Genomic DNA, 14,667 nt, shown 5'->3' on the forward strand with positions numbered 1-14,667 from the left:
AGGCAAGGCCGTTGGAGTTGCCGGACGGGAAGTCAAGACCTTCCAGCGTCAATGGGCGAGGCGCCGTGACGCCCGACCGGCCCCCTCCCCTGTGGAAGCGCCTGCTGCCCCCCCTTCTTGCGGCGGGGCTCGCCACCAGTTTGGCCGTGGCGCTGCTGAACCCCGCCCGGAACGCCACGTCCGGTGGCCCTCTCGTGGGGCGACCTGCTCCAGACTTCACCTTGGAAAGCCTCGATGGGGTTGATGTTCGCCTCGCCGCCCTCAAAGGCCGGCCGGTCGTGTTGAACTTCTGGGCGTCGTGGTGCGCGCCCTGCCGGGAGGAAGCGCCCCTGTTCCGCGAGTTGAGTGAGCGGCAAACAGCGGGCAGGGGCCTCGCCGTGATTGGGATTCTCTTTCAGGAGCCCAAAGAGGCCAACGCCCGCACATTCATCCGTGAGTTCTCGCTGGCCTACCCCAACCTGCGGGACCCGAAATCTGCGACCGCCATCAACTACGGGGTGGCGGGCATTCCAGAAACGGTCTTCATCGATCGGCAGGGGGTCATCCAGTTCATGGACCGGGGCGGCCTCACCCGCGAGCGATTGAACATGGGCCTGGAGACCATCGGCGTGCCTGGCCTCTGATCAGGATTCTGGCGCTTCCGTTGCCTTGCCATGGCGGCACACGAGTGGAGACCGTGCCGCTTCGTGGCCCCGGCCACGCATTCAGGCTTGCTCCAAGCCCAACAGCTCGCCCCGGGCCAACCCATGAATCACCTGCGTCCCCAGCGCCTGTGCATCCCGACCAACGCCGCCCAACAACGCCGACGCCCGCGAGCGCTGCCAGGACAGGCCCAGGAAATACACCCCCGGGACCGTCCCCACGCCCCCTGCGTGCCGCGGTCGACCTTGGGCATCCAGCACACCAACGTCCAGCCAGCGGTAGTCCGGGCGGAATCCCGTCGCCCACACCACCGCGTCCACCTCCGCGAGTTGCCCGTCCATGCTTCTGACTGTGCGCCCCTCTGCGCCCGTTACCCGGGCCATGAGCTGCACCCGTCCTGAACGTGCCAGGTGCCGAAGGTCCGTGCCGATCACCGGGTCACGCCGCCGGAAGAACCGACCCACCCATGACTCGGCCCGCACCTCGAAGAGCCCCAGCAGGCTCAGCAGGTCAAAGATGTCCCGCCCAAGCAGCCGTTGCGGCAGATGCGGCTGACGTCGCCCCAGCGCCAGGGTGACCTCATGCGTGCGGGCCACTTCCGCAGCGATCTGCGCGCCGGATTTGCCTGATCCAACCACCACCCGTCCTGGGAGCAGCTGCGCAGGCTGCTGGTACGCGCTGCTGTGCACCTGCACGACCTCAGCGGCGAGGTCCTGCGCCAAGCTCGGGATGAAGGACACCTGAAAAGGTCCTGTCGCGACCACCACGGCCCGCGCACGCCGCACCTCCCGCGCCGTGCGCACCTCAAAGGCACCCCCGACGCGCCGCACCCCAGTCACTCGGGTGTTGAGCATCACGGGGAGGGCAAACTTGCGGGCGTAGGCCTCCAGATACTCAGCCACATCATCTTTGGTCGGATAACGCTCCGGATCCCCTGGGAACGGCAATCCGGGCAAGGCGTTGCGTTTGGCTGGCGTGAACAGGACCAGCGACGCGTACCGTGATCGCTAAGCGTCGCCCACGCGGCCTGACGCTTCAAGAATCTGGAAGCGCACCCCGGCCTGCTGCAGGACGTACCTCAGGGCCAGGCCTGCCTGGCCCCCACCAATCACCATCACATCGAGCATGATCGCCCTCCCAGGGGCCGCGTGAAGTCCAGGGGCACCAGGACACCCCCTCGTCTGACGACAGCACGCGACGCTGTCGTCCTGGATTTTCAACCTGAAGCGTCGCGTGCACCACCGGGGGATTGGACCGCGCAGCACCTGGGACCGCTTCAAGACGCCGCTGTGCACACACGGCGTGAGTTCCATCACTTGCCCTCACACGGTGTGCCAGGGTCAGGGACGCCGATCTTGAGCTTGTTCGCCCGCCTCCGCCGCTTCAGCGAGGATCTCCCGGCCACCGTTGGCGGCGATGGCCGAGACCAGCACCCCCAGGATCAGGTCCGGCAGGTTCGAGTCCAACCACAGCACCAGCGCGCCGGACAGCACAATGGCCAGGTTCACCAGCGAGTCGTTGCTGGTAAAGATGGACGACGCCTTGAAGTTCACGTCATCGCCCTGGTGGCGCTTGAGAAGGCGCAGGCAGACCAGGTTCAGCCCGGCGTTGACCGCCGCCATGGCCATCATGGCGGGACCGATCGGCGCTTCACCACCGAAAAACCGGCGCAGCACTTCTGCGAGCAGCAGCACGCTCAGGCCGATCAGAAGCCAGCCGGACAGGCGAGCGGCGCCCACCTTGATGGTGGCGGTGCGGCCCACCGCGTACAGGCTGACCCCGTATACGGACGCGTCGGCCAGATTGTCGAGGGCCGCGCCGATCACGGCGGTCGAGGACGCCCAGAGGCCGACTGCAATCCCTAGCAAGCACTGCGCGAGGTTGATCAGCAGCACCAGCCACAAGATCCGGCGGTCGGCGGCCTGGTTGGCGTCGAGATTCGGTTCGTCGTGCTCACTCATGGGCATTCACCTCTGGTCAGTTCCGTCATTCGTGGCGGGTGCGGGGGCCCCTTGAGGGCCCTTGTTGATGCACGCTGAGCTCCGGGGGCATGGGGTGGGCCGGCGATACCGCAGCAACGGGTGGACGGCGCGCAGCGTAGGAATCCGCCTCACCGCCCGCCAGGCGAGCCGCTCCAGGGGGCGCAACCGGGCGAATCCGGGACGGTCCAGCAGGCCCACATGCTCCAGGCGTGTCGGGTGCGGCGCCCACGCCCTCCCTTGTCGGGGACCGCGCAGACCCCTCCGCAGCTGCGCGCCTGACGCCTGCAAGGCTGGGGGCCACGCGCCCAGACGTGTCCCCAGTGGACAGCGGGCATATCGAACCGCCGTTCACCGGGGGCCAACGGCCCGCTGAGCCGTGTGGCCAGCGCACGGACGTCCGCCTCCAGCAGGTCCGTCAGGAGGCCTGCGGGGACACGCCGCGTTGGCCGGTCTGTTGGCCTTTGGGTCCGCCCCAGCCCCCCGGTCACCGGCGCGCCAGGCCTTCGGTGCCCGGGGCCTTCTGTGCGGGGGTCGACCATGCGGCGGAGCGCGGTGCCCCCCGGCAGCTCCAGGTCGAACCCGCGCACCTGAAGAGACGGACGAACGCGGTCGACCCGGCCGTCCAGCCCGCACCCCAGGTGGAGGGCCGTGGCCGCTGGATGCCGCGTGGGAAAGGCGGGGGTCAACGGGTCCAGGTGCCGCGCGCGCAGGGCCCGGCAGAATGCTTCGCCGCGCAGCACGGGCACCGTGGGCACCGTCCGCCCCAGGCGGCGCAGCACCTGCGCGGCCGCCCCGCCGGGCCGTATCGGCTCAGACCACGCGTTCTGCCGGGCCTTGGCCACCAGCGGAATGGGGCGGGTTTCCTGCGCGGGGGTGAGCGGCACGGCGCCGTTCATCCTCCCCTTGTCGCGTGGACGCGGCGCCCAGCGCCACGGGACACCCGCCAGGTTCTGACCCTGACCGCGCCGCGACCCGCAAACGCCTCCTCACCGCGTGGACCGGTCAGGGCCCGGTCTTCAGCGTGGCTGCTGGCGGTCATGCGGGCCGCCTACGGGGACCGGCGCTGGGCACTGGCCGGCGAGGTGGGCGTCTTGCGGCGGAAGTTGAGCAGGAGGAGCAGCGCGGTGCCTGACACCACCCAGATGTCTGCCAGGTTGAAGATGGGAAAGTTGCCCTGTCCGAGCAATTGCGTGACGAAGGAAAAGGAGTGGGATGACAGCGTATCCACCACTTTGCCTAGCCGCCAACCGTCCAAGGCGTTGCTCAGCGCTCCCCCAGCGATGAGGGCGAGGGCTGCGCCTGTCAGGGGCGCAACGGGGCGGCGCAGAAGGTACACGATCAGCCCAGTACCCACCACCCCGCGGAGCGCGGCAAGCGGAAGGGCTGCGCCCGAAAAGAGGCTCCATGCCGCGCCTGTGTTGTACACCAGTCCCAGGCTGAGCACGTCCGGGATGAATTCGCGGAACTCGCCTTCTGTAAACGTCCGTACCGTCCAGACCTTCAGTGCCTGATCCAGCATTACACACAGGAAGACACCCAGAAGATATGCCGGGCCACGCCGCCGCGCGGACGCTGTCAGCGCCATAACGCCCAGCCCAGGATGGCGAGGCCCACCAGTATGCGGTATATCGCGAAGCCCCGAAAGTCGTGCCGGGAGACGTACTTCAGCAGCCAACCGATAGCCAGCAGCGCCGTCACAAACGATACGAGCATCCCAACGAGTAGCGGGCCTAGCTGCGTGCTGTCGAGCGCTTCCCGCCCTTTGATCAGCGCGTACAGGGTCGCCAGGCCGAGCGTTGGGATGGATAAATAAAACGAGAACGCGGTGGCGGTGGGCCGGTCCAGTCCCGTCAGCAGACCGCCGATGATGCTGGAGGCACTCCGAGACACGCCTGGAATCAGCGCGAGGCATTGGGCGCACCCCACGATCAGCGCCTGACGGGGGCTGACCTGCGTCAGGACGGTGGTACGGGCCGTGAACGCGCGGCCCTCAATCAGCCACAGCACGGCACCGCCGAGCATCAGGGAGAGGCCCACAGTGACTGGAGAGAACAGGTAACGCGTGATGGCATCACTGAACAAGAAACCCAGTGCAGCGGCTGGAAGGAAGGCCAGCATGATCCCAAGCCATAGGCCGCGCACCTCCGAACGTTGCGGTAGCGCCCGGGCCTGACCGAGCAGTTCACGCCAGTAGTACGTGATAACGGCCAGCACAGCTCCAAGCTGGATGACGATCTCGAAGGTGCCGCCCGCATCGCGGAAGTTCAGCAGGTCAGCGGCGACGATCAGGTGACCTGTGGAAGACACCGGCAAAAACTCAGTGATGCCCTCAACGAGGCCTAGGAGAGCAGCAGTAACAGTGTCGTTCAAGAGGGAAGGTCCTTGTGGAGTAAGGGTGGAACCGGCGGCGGTTCTCACATGGCTTCGGCGTGCTCCAGCACGTCCGCGAGGAGCCGCGTGACGCCGTCGTTCGCCAGTCGGTAGTAGGCAATGCGGCCCACCTTCTTGAAGGTCACCAAGCCCAGGGCGCGCAGGTGGCGCAACTGGTGACTCATGGTGGATTCGTTGATGCCTGCAATCACGGCCAGATCACATACGCACAGCTCTTCGAGTGCGAGGGCAGACAGAATGCGCAGCCGCGTGGGGTCCGATACCACCTTAATAAGGTTGGTGGCGCGTTCGATCAGCGCGTCATTCGGCAGTCGTGTCAAGGCGCGCGCGACGGCATCCGGGTGGACGCAGTGAATGTCGCAGTCGGCTGTGCGCTCGGGCTTCACGTCTGGTGTGGTGGTCATGCGTCATTCTCTCGCAGGGCGGCCTCCAAAAAGGGACGTTGATCGTCAAAGGTACCGAAGAAGGCTTCCTCACCGATCACCGTCACGGGCGCGATGCGAACCCTTGCCTTGGCCTGCATCTCGGCCAGGGCCGCTGGGTCCTCACGGACATTTTTCTCGGTGTAGGGCACTCGACGCGCGGCAAGGAAGCGTTTGATTGCCTCGCAGGAGGCGCAGCCGGGCACGGTGTAGACGGTTACGGTCTTCATGGGGACTCTCCTTGTCGGCGGTGTAGGACGCTGGGGTGGTGCCGCTGCATCCGGGCTGAGGTCACCTTGGGGAATAGGGTCCTTCCGGTCTGGTGTGCAGCCCGACGCGCAAGCCGCCTTGAGGACGCAGGATCAGTGATAAAGCGGGCACCACGCGGCCGGACGCCAGGACCGGCAGAGATGTATACGTCGTCTCCTTTCAGCTGGGGCGGAAGCGCAGCAGGCGCAGAGCGTTGGCGGTGACGAGTACGGTGGCGCCCGTGTCGCTGAGGATGGCGGGCCACAGGCCGGTGATGCCCAGCAGCGTGGTCACCAGGAAGATGGCCTTGAGCCCCAGGGCGAAGGTGACGTTCTGACGGATATTGGTCATCACGGCGCGGGACAGCTGAACGAGGTCGCTGACGCCCGTGACACTGTGCCGCAGCAGGGCGGCGTCGGCTGTTTCCAGTGCAACGTCTGTGCCGCCGCCCATGGCGATTCCGACGTCGCTCTGCGCGAGTGCGGGCGCGTCGTTGATACCGTCACCTACCATGGCGACCTTGCCGCCCTGCTTAAGGTCGGCGATGCGCCGCAGCTTGTCTTCCGGCATCAATTCGGCTTCTACATCCAGGCCAAGGTCCCCCGCAATGGCGTGCCCGGTGCGGGCGTTGTCGCCAGTTAGCATGATGGAGCGCACACCCAGGGCATGGAGCTTGGTGATGGCCACTTTGGCGTCGGCACGCGGCTCGTCCCGGATGGCGAGCAGTCCCAACGGGACGGGACCGTCCAGCAGCACCACGACTGTCTTCCCCTGCTGTTCAAGGGCTTCGATGCGGCGCTGCATGTCGGGGGCCAGGGACGCCACTTCCTGCGCGTAGCGGGGTGAGCCCACAGCCAGGGCGCGGCCACCGACGGTCGCTGTGACGGCCTTGCCCGGAATGGCCCGGGCGTTGTCCGCAGCGGGAAGGGCCAGGTCACCTGCATGACTGAGGATGGCTTTGGCGAGTGGGTGCGCGCTGCCCGTTTCGACGGCGGCAGCCAACATCACGACTTCCTGCTCGGACGCGCCCAGCGCCAGGATATCTGTGACTTTCGGTTTGTTCTCGGTGAGGGTGCCCGTCTTGTCAAACGCGATGGTGTTCACGCTGCCGATGGTTTCCAGGGCGGCCCCACCCTTGATCAGCAGACCCTGCCGGGCACCGGCACTGATGCCGCTGGTCACGGCGGCGGGCACACTCAGGACCAGGGCGCAGGGGCAGGCGATCAGCAGCAGCGCGACGCCCTTGTAGATCCATTCGTGCCACGGCTGACCGAACAGCAGTGGGGGGAGGACGGCGAACAGTAGCGCGATCAGCATGGCAGCGGGGGTATACCAGCGGGAGAAGCGGTCGATAAAGCGCGCGGTGGGTGCCTTGGCGGACTCGGCCTCCTCGACGAGGTGAATGATGCGCGCGATGGTGTTGTCATTCGCGCCCCGGTCCACACGGACGGCCAGGACACCGTCAGTGTTGATGCTGCCAGCGTACACCGTGTCGCCAGCGCCCTTGTGCACGGGCACGCTTTCGCCGGTGACGGGGCTGTCGTCGAGGTTAGAGCTGCCCTCGGTGATGGTGCCGTCAGCAGGGACGCGGCCGCCTGGCTGTACACGCACCAGTTGACCAACCTGCAACTGCTCAACAGGCACCTCGCGGGTCTGGCCGCCGTCCAACAGCAGGGCCGTTTTCGGCGCGAGGGCCGCCAGCGCCTGGATGCCGGCCCGGGCGCGGCCCGCTGCGATGTTCTCCAGCAGTTCACCAACCGCGAACAGGAACACGACCAGCGCGCCCTCCGCGGCTTCGCCAATGGCAATGGCCCCAATGGCGGCCACGCTGATCAGGGTGTTGATGGTGAAGGGCTCGCCCAGACGGGTGCTGGCCAGCGCTTTGAGCACCAGCGGCCAGACGCCGATCAGAGTGGCGGCTGCGTACGCCCAGAAGGCGAGAGGCGGCGCGACCAGGCTGAAGATGAAGGCCAGGCCGAGCAGCGCGCCGGTCAGGAGGACGTTGCGGCCCTTGCTCGTTTGGTACCAGGGCATCTCCATCCGCGCGGGACGAGGCGCGGAAGTGGCACCTGCGGCAACGGGCGCGTCGACCTGCTGTTCAGGGGGATAGCCCATGGAGCGCAGGGCCTGCTCCAGCTGCGCGCGCGGGGTGCGCGATTCATCCAGGGTCAGGCTGAGCACCTGCGTGGTGAAGTTGACCTTGGGATCGCCGGCTCCTGGGAGTCGGGAGACGACTCCTTGCACCTTGGCCGCGCAGTCCGCGCAATCCATGTTGTTCACGAAGTAGCGCAGGGGTAGGCTGGTGGATGTGGCTGGAGCAGGCTCCAGCGTGGGGGGGTAGCCCAGGGAACGGAGGGTGCTTTCCAGTTTCTCGCGGGGCAGTTGCGTCTCGTCGAGGCTCAGGCTCAGTGTCTGCGTGGTAAAGTTGACTTTGGGGTCACCTATGCCGGGTAGGCGGCTGAGGGCACTCTGGACGGTGCGGGCGCAGTCGGCACAATCCATGCGTTCCACGAAGTAGCGCAGTGGCGTGCCAGATGTGGGGGGAGAACCGGTCATGGCTTACGATATCTGTATGAGTGTACAGATATCAAGTGCAGGGATGAGTGATAAGTTCGGCAGGAAGCGCCGACCGTGGCCATTGGGGGCTCTGGGGAGCGTTCTGTTCTCCGCGCTGCTGGGCAGCTTACTGGCCCTGATGGCTTATATGTACTAGTGGCTTGTCAGCAATGGTTTGTCAGTAAGCACGAGCCCCTAGTCGCAGTTCTGGTGCGTGAGGATCCCTCGGCCATAGGGGGTCAGGACAGGAGTCCACCCCTCCGTGAGCTCTTCAAGACGCGCCCAATCACATTCAAGTTGTGCAGGTTCATCTTTCTCTCGAGTGGTATGCCAGAGCGTAATCCCTCGGACAATATCCGCTAATACCTGCAGGTCCCTCTCCTTCCAACTTTCGTATGGTGTGCCTGAGCCAGGCGGATTTCCACAGTACCGGGCGAAGAACGTCTTCAAAGTATTGAGGTGCTGAGCTCAGCACCTGACACTTTGCGGTGAATGGCGTCTCAGACGCCATTCAACATGACGAAGGGCAGTATCTGGGTCTGTGACGATCCCCGATCCTGCCCGCTTCCATGCTGACACGCTTGCGACCCACCTGAAAAGCCGCCTTCCTCATCGTCGCCTCGACGCCCTGAAGCGGCTTGCAGAAGTGCTCCTGGCGGTGCTCCAGGCTGAGTCCACCCTGCACCGCAAGATCGCGCTCCATCTGCCCCGGGAAGCGAGTCTTGAATCCAAGACTCGCACGGTCGCCCGGGTCTTCCACGATGCTCAGCTCACCCAGCAGGACGTCACAGACGTCCTGCTCCCGCTGATCCCCGATGGCAAGCTCACGCTGATCATGGACCACACCACGTGGCACTACGGTCAGACCCCGCTGAACATCCTCGTGCTGGGCGCACTCCTCGGGGGCGTAGTGATCCCACTCGTCTGGTCGATCCTGCCCCATCAAGGAAACAGCTGTACTGCCGCCAGAATCCTGCTGGTTGCTCGATTGCTCAAGGTACTGCCCGCTCGACGGTGGGCCGTTGTGATCGCAGATCGGGAGTTCGTGGGGCGCGAGTGGTGCTCGTTCCTGCGCTGGAAACGTATCCGGCACTGTATCCGTATCCGGGAAAACACCAGGATTGAGGACGAACTGGTGCGAGACCTGTTCACGACCCTACAACTAGCTGTACTTCGGGGAATATTCAGGGGCCGCTGAACAACGCTGTACAGCACACACAAAGGCGGCACCGGTCTCCTGATCGCTGGGGAACTTCCCCAGCGATCTCCCTTCGAATCTCAGGCACAGACTCGCCAAAAAAACCGTCCAACTGGGCCAGGCGGAGCCATTGCAGGAACAGCAAGGCAACCAAACACAACGTCGCATGGTGGTTCAGCCCTTGCCAGCTTCTCCCTTCAAAGTGACTCAGCCCGACCTCCTGTTTGAGTTCCCGGTGGCCCAGCTCGCAGGCCCAGCGTTGCTTGGTCACTCGAATCAGGTGATCAAAAGATGTCTCTGACGGCAAATTACAAAGGTAATACTTCCGTTCCCCTCGGCCACGCTGCTCCCCGATCACCCAGGCACCTTCTCCTGGAAGGTGCTGTCCTCGGGTGTTCTCGTTGCCATCCGCGAGACGGACATATTTCGCTGCGAACGTCCCGACCAGCGGCCCCTTCGTCCCTTGGCGCCAGAGCACGTGACGCCAGCGTTCACGGCTCAGCACCGCCTCGATGGTCTCTGCATCCTCCGATGGAGTTGGATGCTTCTGGGGGCGACCCCGAAAGTGCTTTGGGATCGGGATGAGGTGGACATGGGCCGGATACACGTGTTGGGTGCGGATGGTCCCCACCGACCACCGCAAGCCGCGAGCCGTCAGAGCGTGCCGGAATTTTGCGTTGACCCCGTACCCCGCATCGGCGAGAACCATCCCGTACTGCACACTCCCTGTCAGATCATCAATCTCCCGCAGGGCAAGTTCCCATTTGGTGGACCCCAGCGGGTGTTCCGCAGGAATCCCCGCCTGCACACACCGCTCTGGATTCGTAGACCACTCCGATGGGAGGAACAGCCTCAGGCGCAAGGGGATGGGAATCTCATTCCGGGCAAGGGTCACTGAAACCAGGCACTGACAGTTGGTGATTTTCCCCGCCTGCCCGGAGTACTGCCGCCCAACCCCAACAGACCGGGAGCCGAACTTTGTCAGGCAAGTATCGTCGATGATCAGCACAGCATCTTTGCCACCCAGGAGGTGCCCTGCACGGTCGGCGACGATGCGTTCGAGTCCCTCCGTGGTCCAGGGGCTGTCGGTGATGAAGTGCTGCAGGTGATCCTGTTTCCCTGGGGCGACTTGGTCAGCCAGGGGTTGCATGCTTTTCCGTTGGGCAGGGCTACACAGACCTTGCACGTATACCGGGGCCCAGCGCTGCTGGGCCTGGTGGCGAAAACACGTGAGAAACGGGGAAAACCAGCTCGGAAAGTGCCGGCTCCACTCCAGGCGTCGAAAACGCTTCAACAAGAAGGCCAGCATGGCAGATGCTGGCCAAGACGATGCCCCTGAATATTCCCCGAAGTACAGCTAGTAGGCCGTCAAGAAAGGTCTGTCTGAGGGTGCCCCAATTGCGGTTCCAGCCGATTTGCAAATCTCAGCGTACCTCAGCTCGCCTGGAACAGGCGGGCAAATTCGTATGGGGTCCGGCCACCAAGCGAGGTGTGGGGCCGGAGATCGTTGTAGTCCTGGCGCCAGGCTGTGAGGATGAGGCGAGCCTGATCCAGGCTCTGGAACCAGTGGAGATTGAGGCACTCGTCCCGGACCCGACCATTGAAACTCTCGATGTAGGCGTTCTCCACAGGCCTTCCAGGCCGGATAAAGGTGTGCGTGATGCCGCGGTCGTGGGTCCAGAGATCCAGAGCCTTCCCTGCGAACTCCGGGCCGTTGTCAGTGGTGATCGCCTGGGGTGCGCCCCGGAAGCGAATGACCGCCTCGAGGCTGCGGACGACATCATGGCCTGTGATGGAGATGCCGACGTGCATCACCAAGCACTCCCGCGTGAAGTCGTCCACGACGTTCAGCACACGGAACCGCTGCCCGGAAGCCAGCTGATCAGCCATGAAGTCCAGACTCCACCGCTAATTGGGCGCAGAAACCTGCGGTTTCTGCTGACGCTCTCCAACGCTGAGCTTCCGGCGCTCCTTCTTTCGAACAGCCAGCCCTTCTGCCCGATAGATCCGGTAAACACGTTTGTGATTCACGGTCTCACCTTCCCGACCCAGCATCAGGTGAATCCGCCGGTACCCGAACCGAGGCCGTTCCCGTGCCAGCACGCGGAGACGCTCAACCAGTTGCTGGTCCTTTTCCCTTTTAGGGCTGTTCCGTCTGTACGTGGTCCGGGAGAAGCCCAGCACCCGGCAGGCCCGACGTTCACTGATCGTGAACGAGTCTCGCAAGAGGGCCACCATCTGCTTCTTGAGGGGCGTTTGCGCCTGGGACGTCGTCCCAGGCGTCACCACTTTCGCCCCACCACCTCTTTGAGCATGGCGTTGTCGAGCGCCAGGTCCGCTACCAGCTTCTTGAGACGCTGATTTTCGGCTTCCAGCTGACGGAACTTGCGGGTCTCGTCTTTGGTCATGCCGCCGTACCTGGCTTTCCAGCGGTAGATCGTGGTCATCGCGACTCCATGGAGTCGCGTCAGGTCGCTGATCGGGGTTCCGGCTTCAAGCTGCCCGAGAATCTCCAAGATCTGCTGCTCCGTGTACCGTTTGCGTTTCATATTTCTCCCAGTCTGCTGCTCGATTTGCAATCAGACTGGCACCGGAAACAGGGGCAAGGTCACCCTCGTATATCTGGGCGAGGCGCGTCTATCTTCGGCGATCTCCATACCGCGTCGACCCGCGCAGCCTGTACGCCGATAGGGCCAGAATCACCAGCAGCACCACCGAAGCGGGGTGCAGTTCCCCGTACAGATCCGGGGGAACTTGGTCGGCGACCGCCCACTGTGTCCATGCCTGCATCTCTGGCAGATCTAGAGCAGTATGGCCACGAATAGGAGCTTCATTCCCACACGTCGTACTCGATCAATGACGCGCCTGGCGTGGGGTGACCCTAGGCCTATGAATTGTATCTCAAGTGAATTTTACGACTGTATACCTGAACATATGAACGCTCGCTCAGGTATACTGGAGGCATGGCTTCCTACCCTCAGGCTGACCTGCCCGAACCCTCGCAGCCACTCACGTACTTTGTGGACGGCATGGACTGCGCCAGTTGCGTCGCTAAAGTCGAGCGTATGGTCGACACGCTTCCCGGAACCGAGGGCGTGAAAACCAGCTTCACCAAGCAAACCTTGACTCTGCACCTCGACGAGCATCAGACCTCCCGAGCCACCCTGGAAAAAAATCTGAAAGCCCTTGGCTATACGCCCTCTCTGCTGCGTTCATCCCCTCCAGCGGTCGCCAGCACCTCCGAAACAGACGATCACACGAGACATGATCATGCGGAGCATGAGCACGCTGGCCACACGCATGAGGTTGCCCCCGCCGGTACCCCCTGGTACCGGACCGGACAAGGTCGTCTGGTCGTCACCTCTGGCATTCTCCTCCTGGCCGCCTGGCTGTTCGGTTTTATCGAGCCCCGCTTCGCGACCGCTGGATATATCGCCGCAACCCTGCTGGGCGTCTGGCCACTCGCCAAGAAAGCCGTCGCCAGTGCCCGCCTCGGCGATCCCTTCAGCATCAACATGCTCGTCAGTCTCGCGGCCATCGGTGCGGTCGCCATCGGTGAGGCGCCTGAAGGTGCCGTCGTGGTGTTCTTCTTTGCCATCGGTGAACTCCTCGAAGGCGTCGCCGCTGGTCGAGCCCGCGCGGGCATCCAGGCCCTCGCCGCACTGGCCCCCAAAACGGCGCTCCTCGTCGAAGGCACAGGCACGCGGGAAGTGCCCGCCGACCAACTCCAGGTGGGTCAGACCGTACAAGTCAACCCCGGCGCACGCGTGCCCGCAGACGGGACGATCCTGCGCGGCACCTCCAGCCTCGACGACAGCCCCATCACTGGTGAGAGTGTGCCCGTGACGAAAAGTGCCGGCGACATGGTCTTTGCGGGGAGCATCAACACCGACGGCACCCTGGCCATTCAGGTGGAAAAGGCGGCCAATGACAACACCATCGCGCGCATCATCCACATGGTCGAGGAAGCCGAGAGCAACAAAGCGCCCACCGCCCGCTTCATCGACCGCTTCAGCCGCTGGTACACCCCAGGCGTGGTGCTGGTATCTGCACTGGTCGTCCTGATACCGCCCCTCGCATTTGGTGGTACGTGGCATGAGTGGCTGTACAAGGGCATCAGCCTCTTGCTGATCGGCTGCCCCTGCGCGCTGGTGCTCAGCGTTCCCGCGTCCATCACCAGCGCCATCAGTGCCGGTACCCGCCGGGGCCTCCTTATCAAAGGCGGGGGCGCGTTGGAAACCATCGGAAGCGTCAAGACCATCGCCTTCGACAAGACGGGCACCCTCACTGCCGGGAAGCCCAAAGTTACTGACGTTCTCGGACAAGGCCTGGACCGCACCGAAGTGCTGCGCCTCGCGGCGGCCGTCGAATCCGGCAGCAGTCACCCGCTCGCCAAAGCCATTACCCAGGCCGCGCAGGAAAGCAAGATCACTGTGCCACCGGCCGCAGACGCTCAGGCCCTGCCAGGGAAAGGCGCGACCGCTACGGTAGAAGGCCGCGCCCTCAGTGTGACCTCGCCACGCCACGCAGACACCCTAGCCCCCTTGAGTGCGGCGCTCAGCGGCGCCATCACTTCTTTCGAGGAACAAGGCCGCACCGCTGTCGTGCTCCTGGATGGTCAGGCGCCGCTTGGGGTCATCGCCATCCGCGACGAGCCCCGACCCGACGCGCGCGCCGCCCTGGTACAGTTGCACGGCCTGGGTGTAAAAACGGTCATGTTGACCGGAGACAATGCCCGTACCGGTCAGGCCATCGCCCGCGACCTGGGACTGGACGTACAGGCCGAACTGCTTCCCGAAGATAAACTGCGCCTCATTGCCGAACTGAAAACCCAGGGTGGCGTGGCCATGGTGGGGGACGGCATCAACGACGCGCCGGCGCTGGCGCAGAGCGATGTGGGCATCGCCATGGGCGGCGGCACTGATGTCGCATTGGAAACTGCGGATGCCGCGCTGCTTCAGGAACGCGTCACCGGTGTGGCTGATCTGGTGGCCCTCTCCCGCGCCACGATGGGGAACATCAAGGTCAACATCGCCTTCGCGCTAGGGCTCAAGGCCATCTTCCTCGTCACCACCCTGTTGGGCTATACCAACCTCTGGATGGCCATCCTGGCTGACACCGGAGCCACCGCGCTGGTCACCGCAAATGCCCTGCGACTGCTGCGTTGGAAGAGTCAAGCCGCAACCAAGACGCCCCCCATCACCCCTGCGCCCCGCACCGCATAACG

The 14,667-nt window shown here is 64.4% G+C and carries 12 protein-coding genes and 2 pseudogenes; 3 read left to right on the plus strand and 11 right to left on the minus strand.

The window, feature by feature from the left end:
- Positions 1–65: 65 nt before the first annotated feature.
- Positions 66–623 (plus strand): TlpA family protein disulfide reductase, encoded by a 558-nt coding sequence (locus DGO_RS19875; RefSeq protein WP_043805042.1) that lies wholly within the window; start codon positions 66–68, stop codon positions 621–623.
- Positions 624–704: 81 nt separating this feature from the next.
- Here the strand turns inward: DGO_RS19875 and DGO_RS19880 are convergent, their stop codons facing one another.
- The 9 genes from DGO_RS19880 to DGO_RS24545 form a co-directional block, all read right to left on the minus strand.
- Positions 705–1,631, minus strand: a complete 927-nt coding sequence (locus DGO_RS19880; RefSeq protein ID WP_226991578.1) for a flavin-containing monooxygenase — start codon at positions 1,629–1,631, stop codon at positions 705–707.
- 18 nt (positions 1,632–1,649) lie between these two features.
- Positions 1,650–1,769, minus strand: coding sequence for an NAD(P)-binding protein (locus DGO_RS24540; RefSeq protein ID WP_014682897.1), 120 nt, complete (start codon positions 1,767–1,769; stop codon positions 1,650–1,652).
- 213 nt (positions 1,770–1,982) lie between these two features.
- Positions 1,983–2,609 carry a cation efflux transmembrane domain-containing protein gene (locus DGO_RS19885; protein WP_014682898.1) on the minus strand — a complete coding sequence of 209 codons (627 nt, stop codon included), beginning with the start codon at positions 2,607–2,609 and terminating at the stop codon, positions 1,983–1,985.
- A 1,063-nt stretch (positions 2,610–3,672) separates the two neighbouring features.
- Positions 3,673–4,209 (minus strand): signal peptidase II, encoded by a 537-nt coding sequence (gene lspA / locus DGO_RS19890; protein ID WP_014682900.1) that lies wholly within the window; start codon positions 4,207–4,209, stop codon positions 3,673–3,675.
- Positions 4,200–4,994, minus strand: coding sequence for an undecaprenyl-diphosphate phosphatase (locus tag DGO_RS19895; RefSeq protein ID WP_043805044.1), 795 nt, complete (start codon positions 4,992–4,994; stop codon positions 4,200–4,202). Before DGO_RS19895 ends, lspA begins: the two co-directional genes overlap by 10 nt.
- Positions 4,995–5,038: 44 nt before the next feature.
- The gene (locus DGO_RS19900; protein ID WP_014682902.1) at positions 5,039–5,419 is read right to left on the minus strand and encodes an ArsR/SmtB family transcription factor; all 381 of its coding nucleotides are present in this window, start codon (positions 5,417–5,419) and stop codon (positions 5,039–5,041) included.
- Positions 5,416–5,667 carry a glutaredoxin family protein gene (locus DGO_RS19905; RefSeq protein WP_014682903.1) on the minus strand — a complete coding sequence of 84 codons (252 nt, stop codon included), beginning with the start codon at positions 5,665–5,667 and terminating at the stop codon, positions 5,416–5,418. The genes DGO_RS19900 and DGO_RS19905 overlap by 4 nt, the downstream gene beginning before the upstream one ends.
- Positions 5,668–5,866: 199 nt before the next feature.
- The gene (locus tag DGO_RS19910) at positions 5,867–8,242 is read right to left on the minus strand and encodes a heavy metal translocating P-type ATPase (RefSeq protein WP_014682904.1); all 2,376 of its coding nucleotides are present in this window, start codon (positions 8,240–8,242) and stop codon (positions 5,867–5,869) included.
- A 195-nt stretch (positions 8,243–8,437) separates the two neighbouring features.
- Positions 8,438–8,692 (minus strand): DUF6210 family protein, encoded by a 255-nt coding sequence (locus tag DGO_RS24545; RefSeq protein ID WP_014682906.1) that lies wholly within the window; start codon positions 8,690–8,692, stop codon positions 8,438–8,440.
- A 91-nt stretch (positions 8,693–8,783) separates the two neighbouring features.
- Here DGO_RS24545 and DGO_RS19915 point away from each other — a divergent pair.
- Positions 8,784–9,428 (plus strand): annotated as a pseudogene (locus tag DGO_RS19915) (transposase family protein); the annotation flags it as partial.
- On the opposite strand, the gene DGO_RS19920 reads toward DGO_RS19915, so the two are convergent.
- Both DGO_RS19920 and DGO_RS22565 read right to left on the minus strand, forming a co-directional pair.
- Complete coding sequence (locus DGO_RS19920) at positions 9,427–10,749, minus strand: IS701 family transposase (protein WP_083847432.1); 1,323 nt, start codon at positions 10,747–10,749, stop codon at positions 9,427–9,429. The pseudogene DGO_RS19915 and the gene DGO_RS19920 sit on opposite strands and share 2 nt — an antisense overlap.
- Before the next feature lie 125 nt (positions 10,750–10,874).
- Positions 10,875–11,989, minus strand: a pseudogene (locus DGO_RS22565) (IS3 family transposase).
- A 414-nt stretch (positions 11,990–12,403) separates the two neighbouring features.
- On the opposite strand from DGO_RS22565, the gene DGO_RS19935 reads away from it, so the two are divergent.
- Positions 12,404–14,665 carry a heavy metal translocating P-type ATPase gene (locus DGO_RS19935; RefSeq protein WP_014682912.1) on the plus strand — a complete coding sequence of 754 codons (2,262 nt, stop codon included), beginning with the start codon at positions 12,404–12,406 and terminating at the stop codon, positions 14,663–14,665.
- The last annotated feature ends 2 nt before the right edge of the window (positions 14,666–14,667 follow it).

Source organism: Deinococcus gobiensis I-0 (assembly GCF_000252445.1).
Classification (GTDB): domain Bacteria; phylum Deinococcota; class Deinococci; order Deinococcales; family Deinococcaceae; genus Deinococcus; species Deinococcus gobiensis.

What these genes read in the sequence shown, in the direction of transcription:
- DGO_RS24540 (WP_014682897.1), bottom strand. Translation starts at nt 1,769, where the DNA reads ATGCTCGATGTGATGGTGATTGGTGGGGGCCAGGCAGGCCTGGCCCTG.
- DGO_RS19885 (WP_014682898.1), bottom strand. Translation starts at nt 2,609, where the DNA reads ATGCCCATGAGTGAGCACGACGAACCGAATCTCGACGCCAACCAGGCC.
- lspA (WP_014682900.1), bottom strand. Translation starts at nt 4,209, where the DNA reads ATGGCGCTGACAGCGTCCGCGCGGCGGCGTGGCCCGGCATATCTTCTG.
- DGO_RS19900 (WP_014682902.1), bottom strand. Translation starts at nt 5,419, where the DNA reads ATGACCACCACACCAGACGTGAAGCCCGAGCGCACAGCCGACTGCGAC.
- DGO_RS19905 (WP_014682903.1), bottom strand. Translation starts at nt 5,667, where the DNA reads ATGAAGACCGTAACCGTCTACACCGTGCCCGGCTGCGCCTCCTGCGAG.
- DGO_RS19910 (WP_014682904.1), bottom strand. Translation starts at nt 8,242, where the DNA reads ATGACCGGTTCTCCCCCCACATCTGGCACGCCACTGCGCTACTTCGTG.
- DGO_RS19920 (WP_083847432.1), bottom strand. Translation starts at nt 10,749, where the DNA reads ATGCTGGCCTTCTTGTTGAAGCGTTTTCGACGCCTGGAGTGGAGCCGG.
- DGO_RS19935 (WP_014682912.1), top strand. Translation starts at nt 12,404, where the DNA reads ATGGCTTCCTACCCTCAGGCTGACCTGCCCGAACCCTCGCAGCCACTC.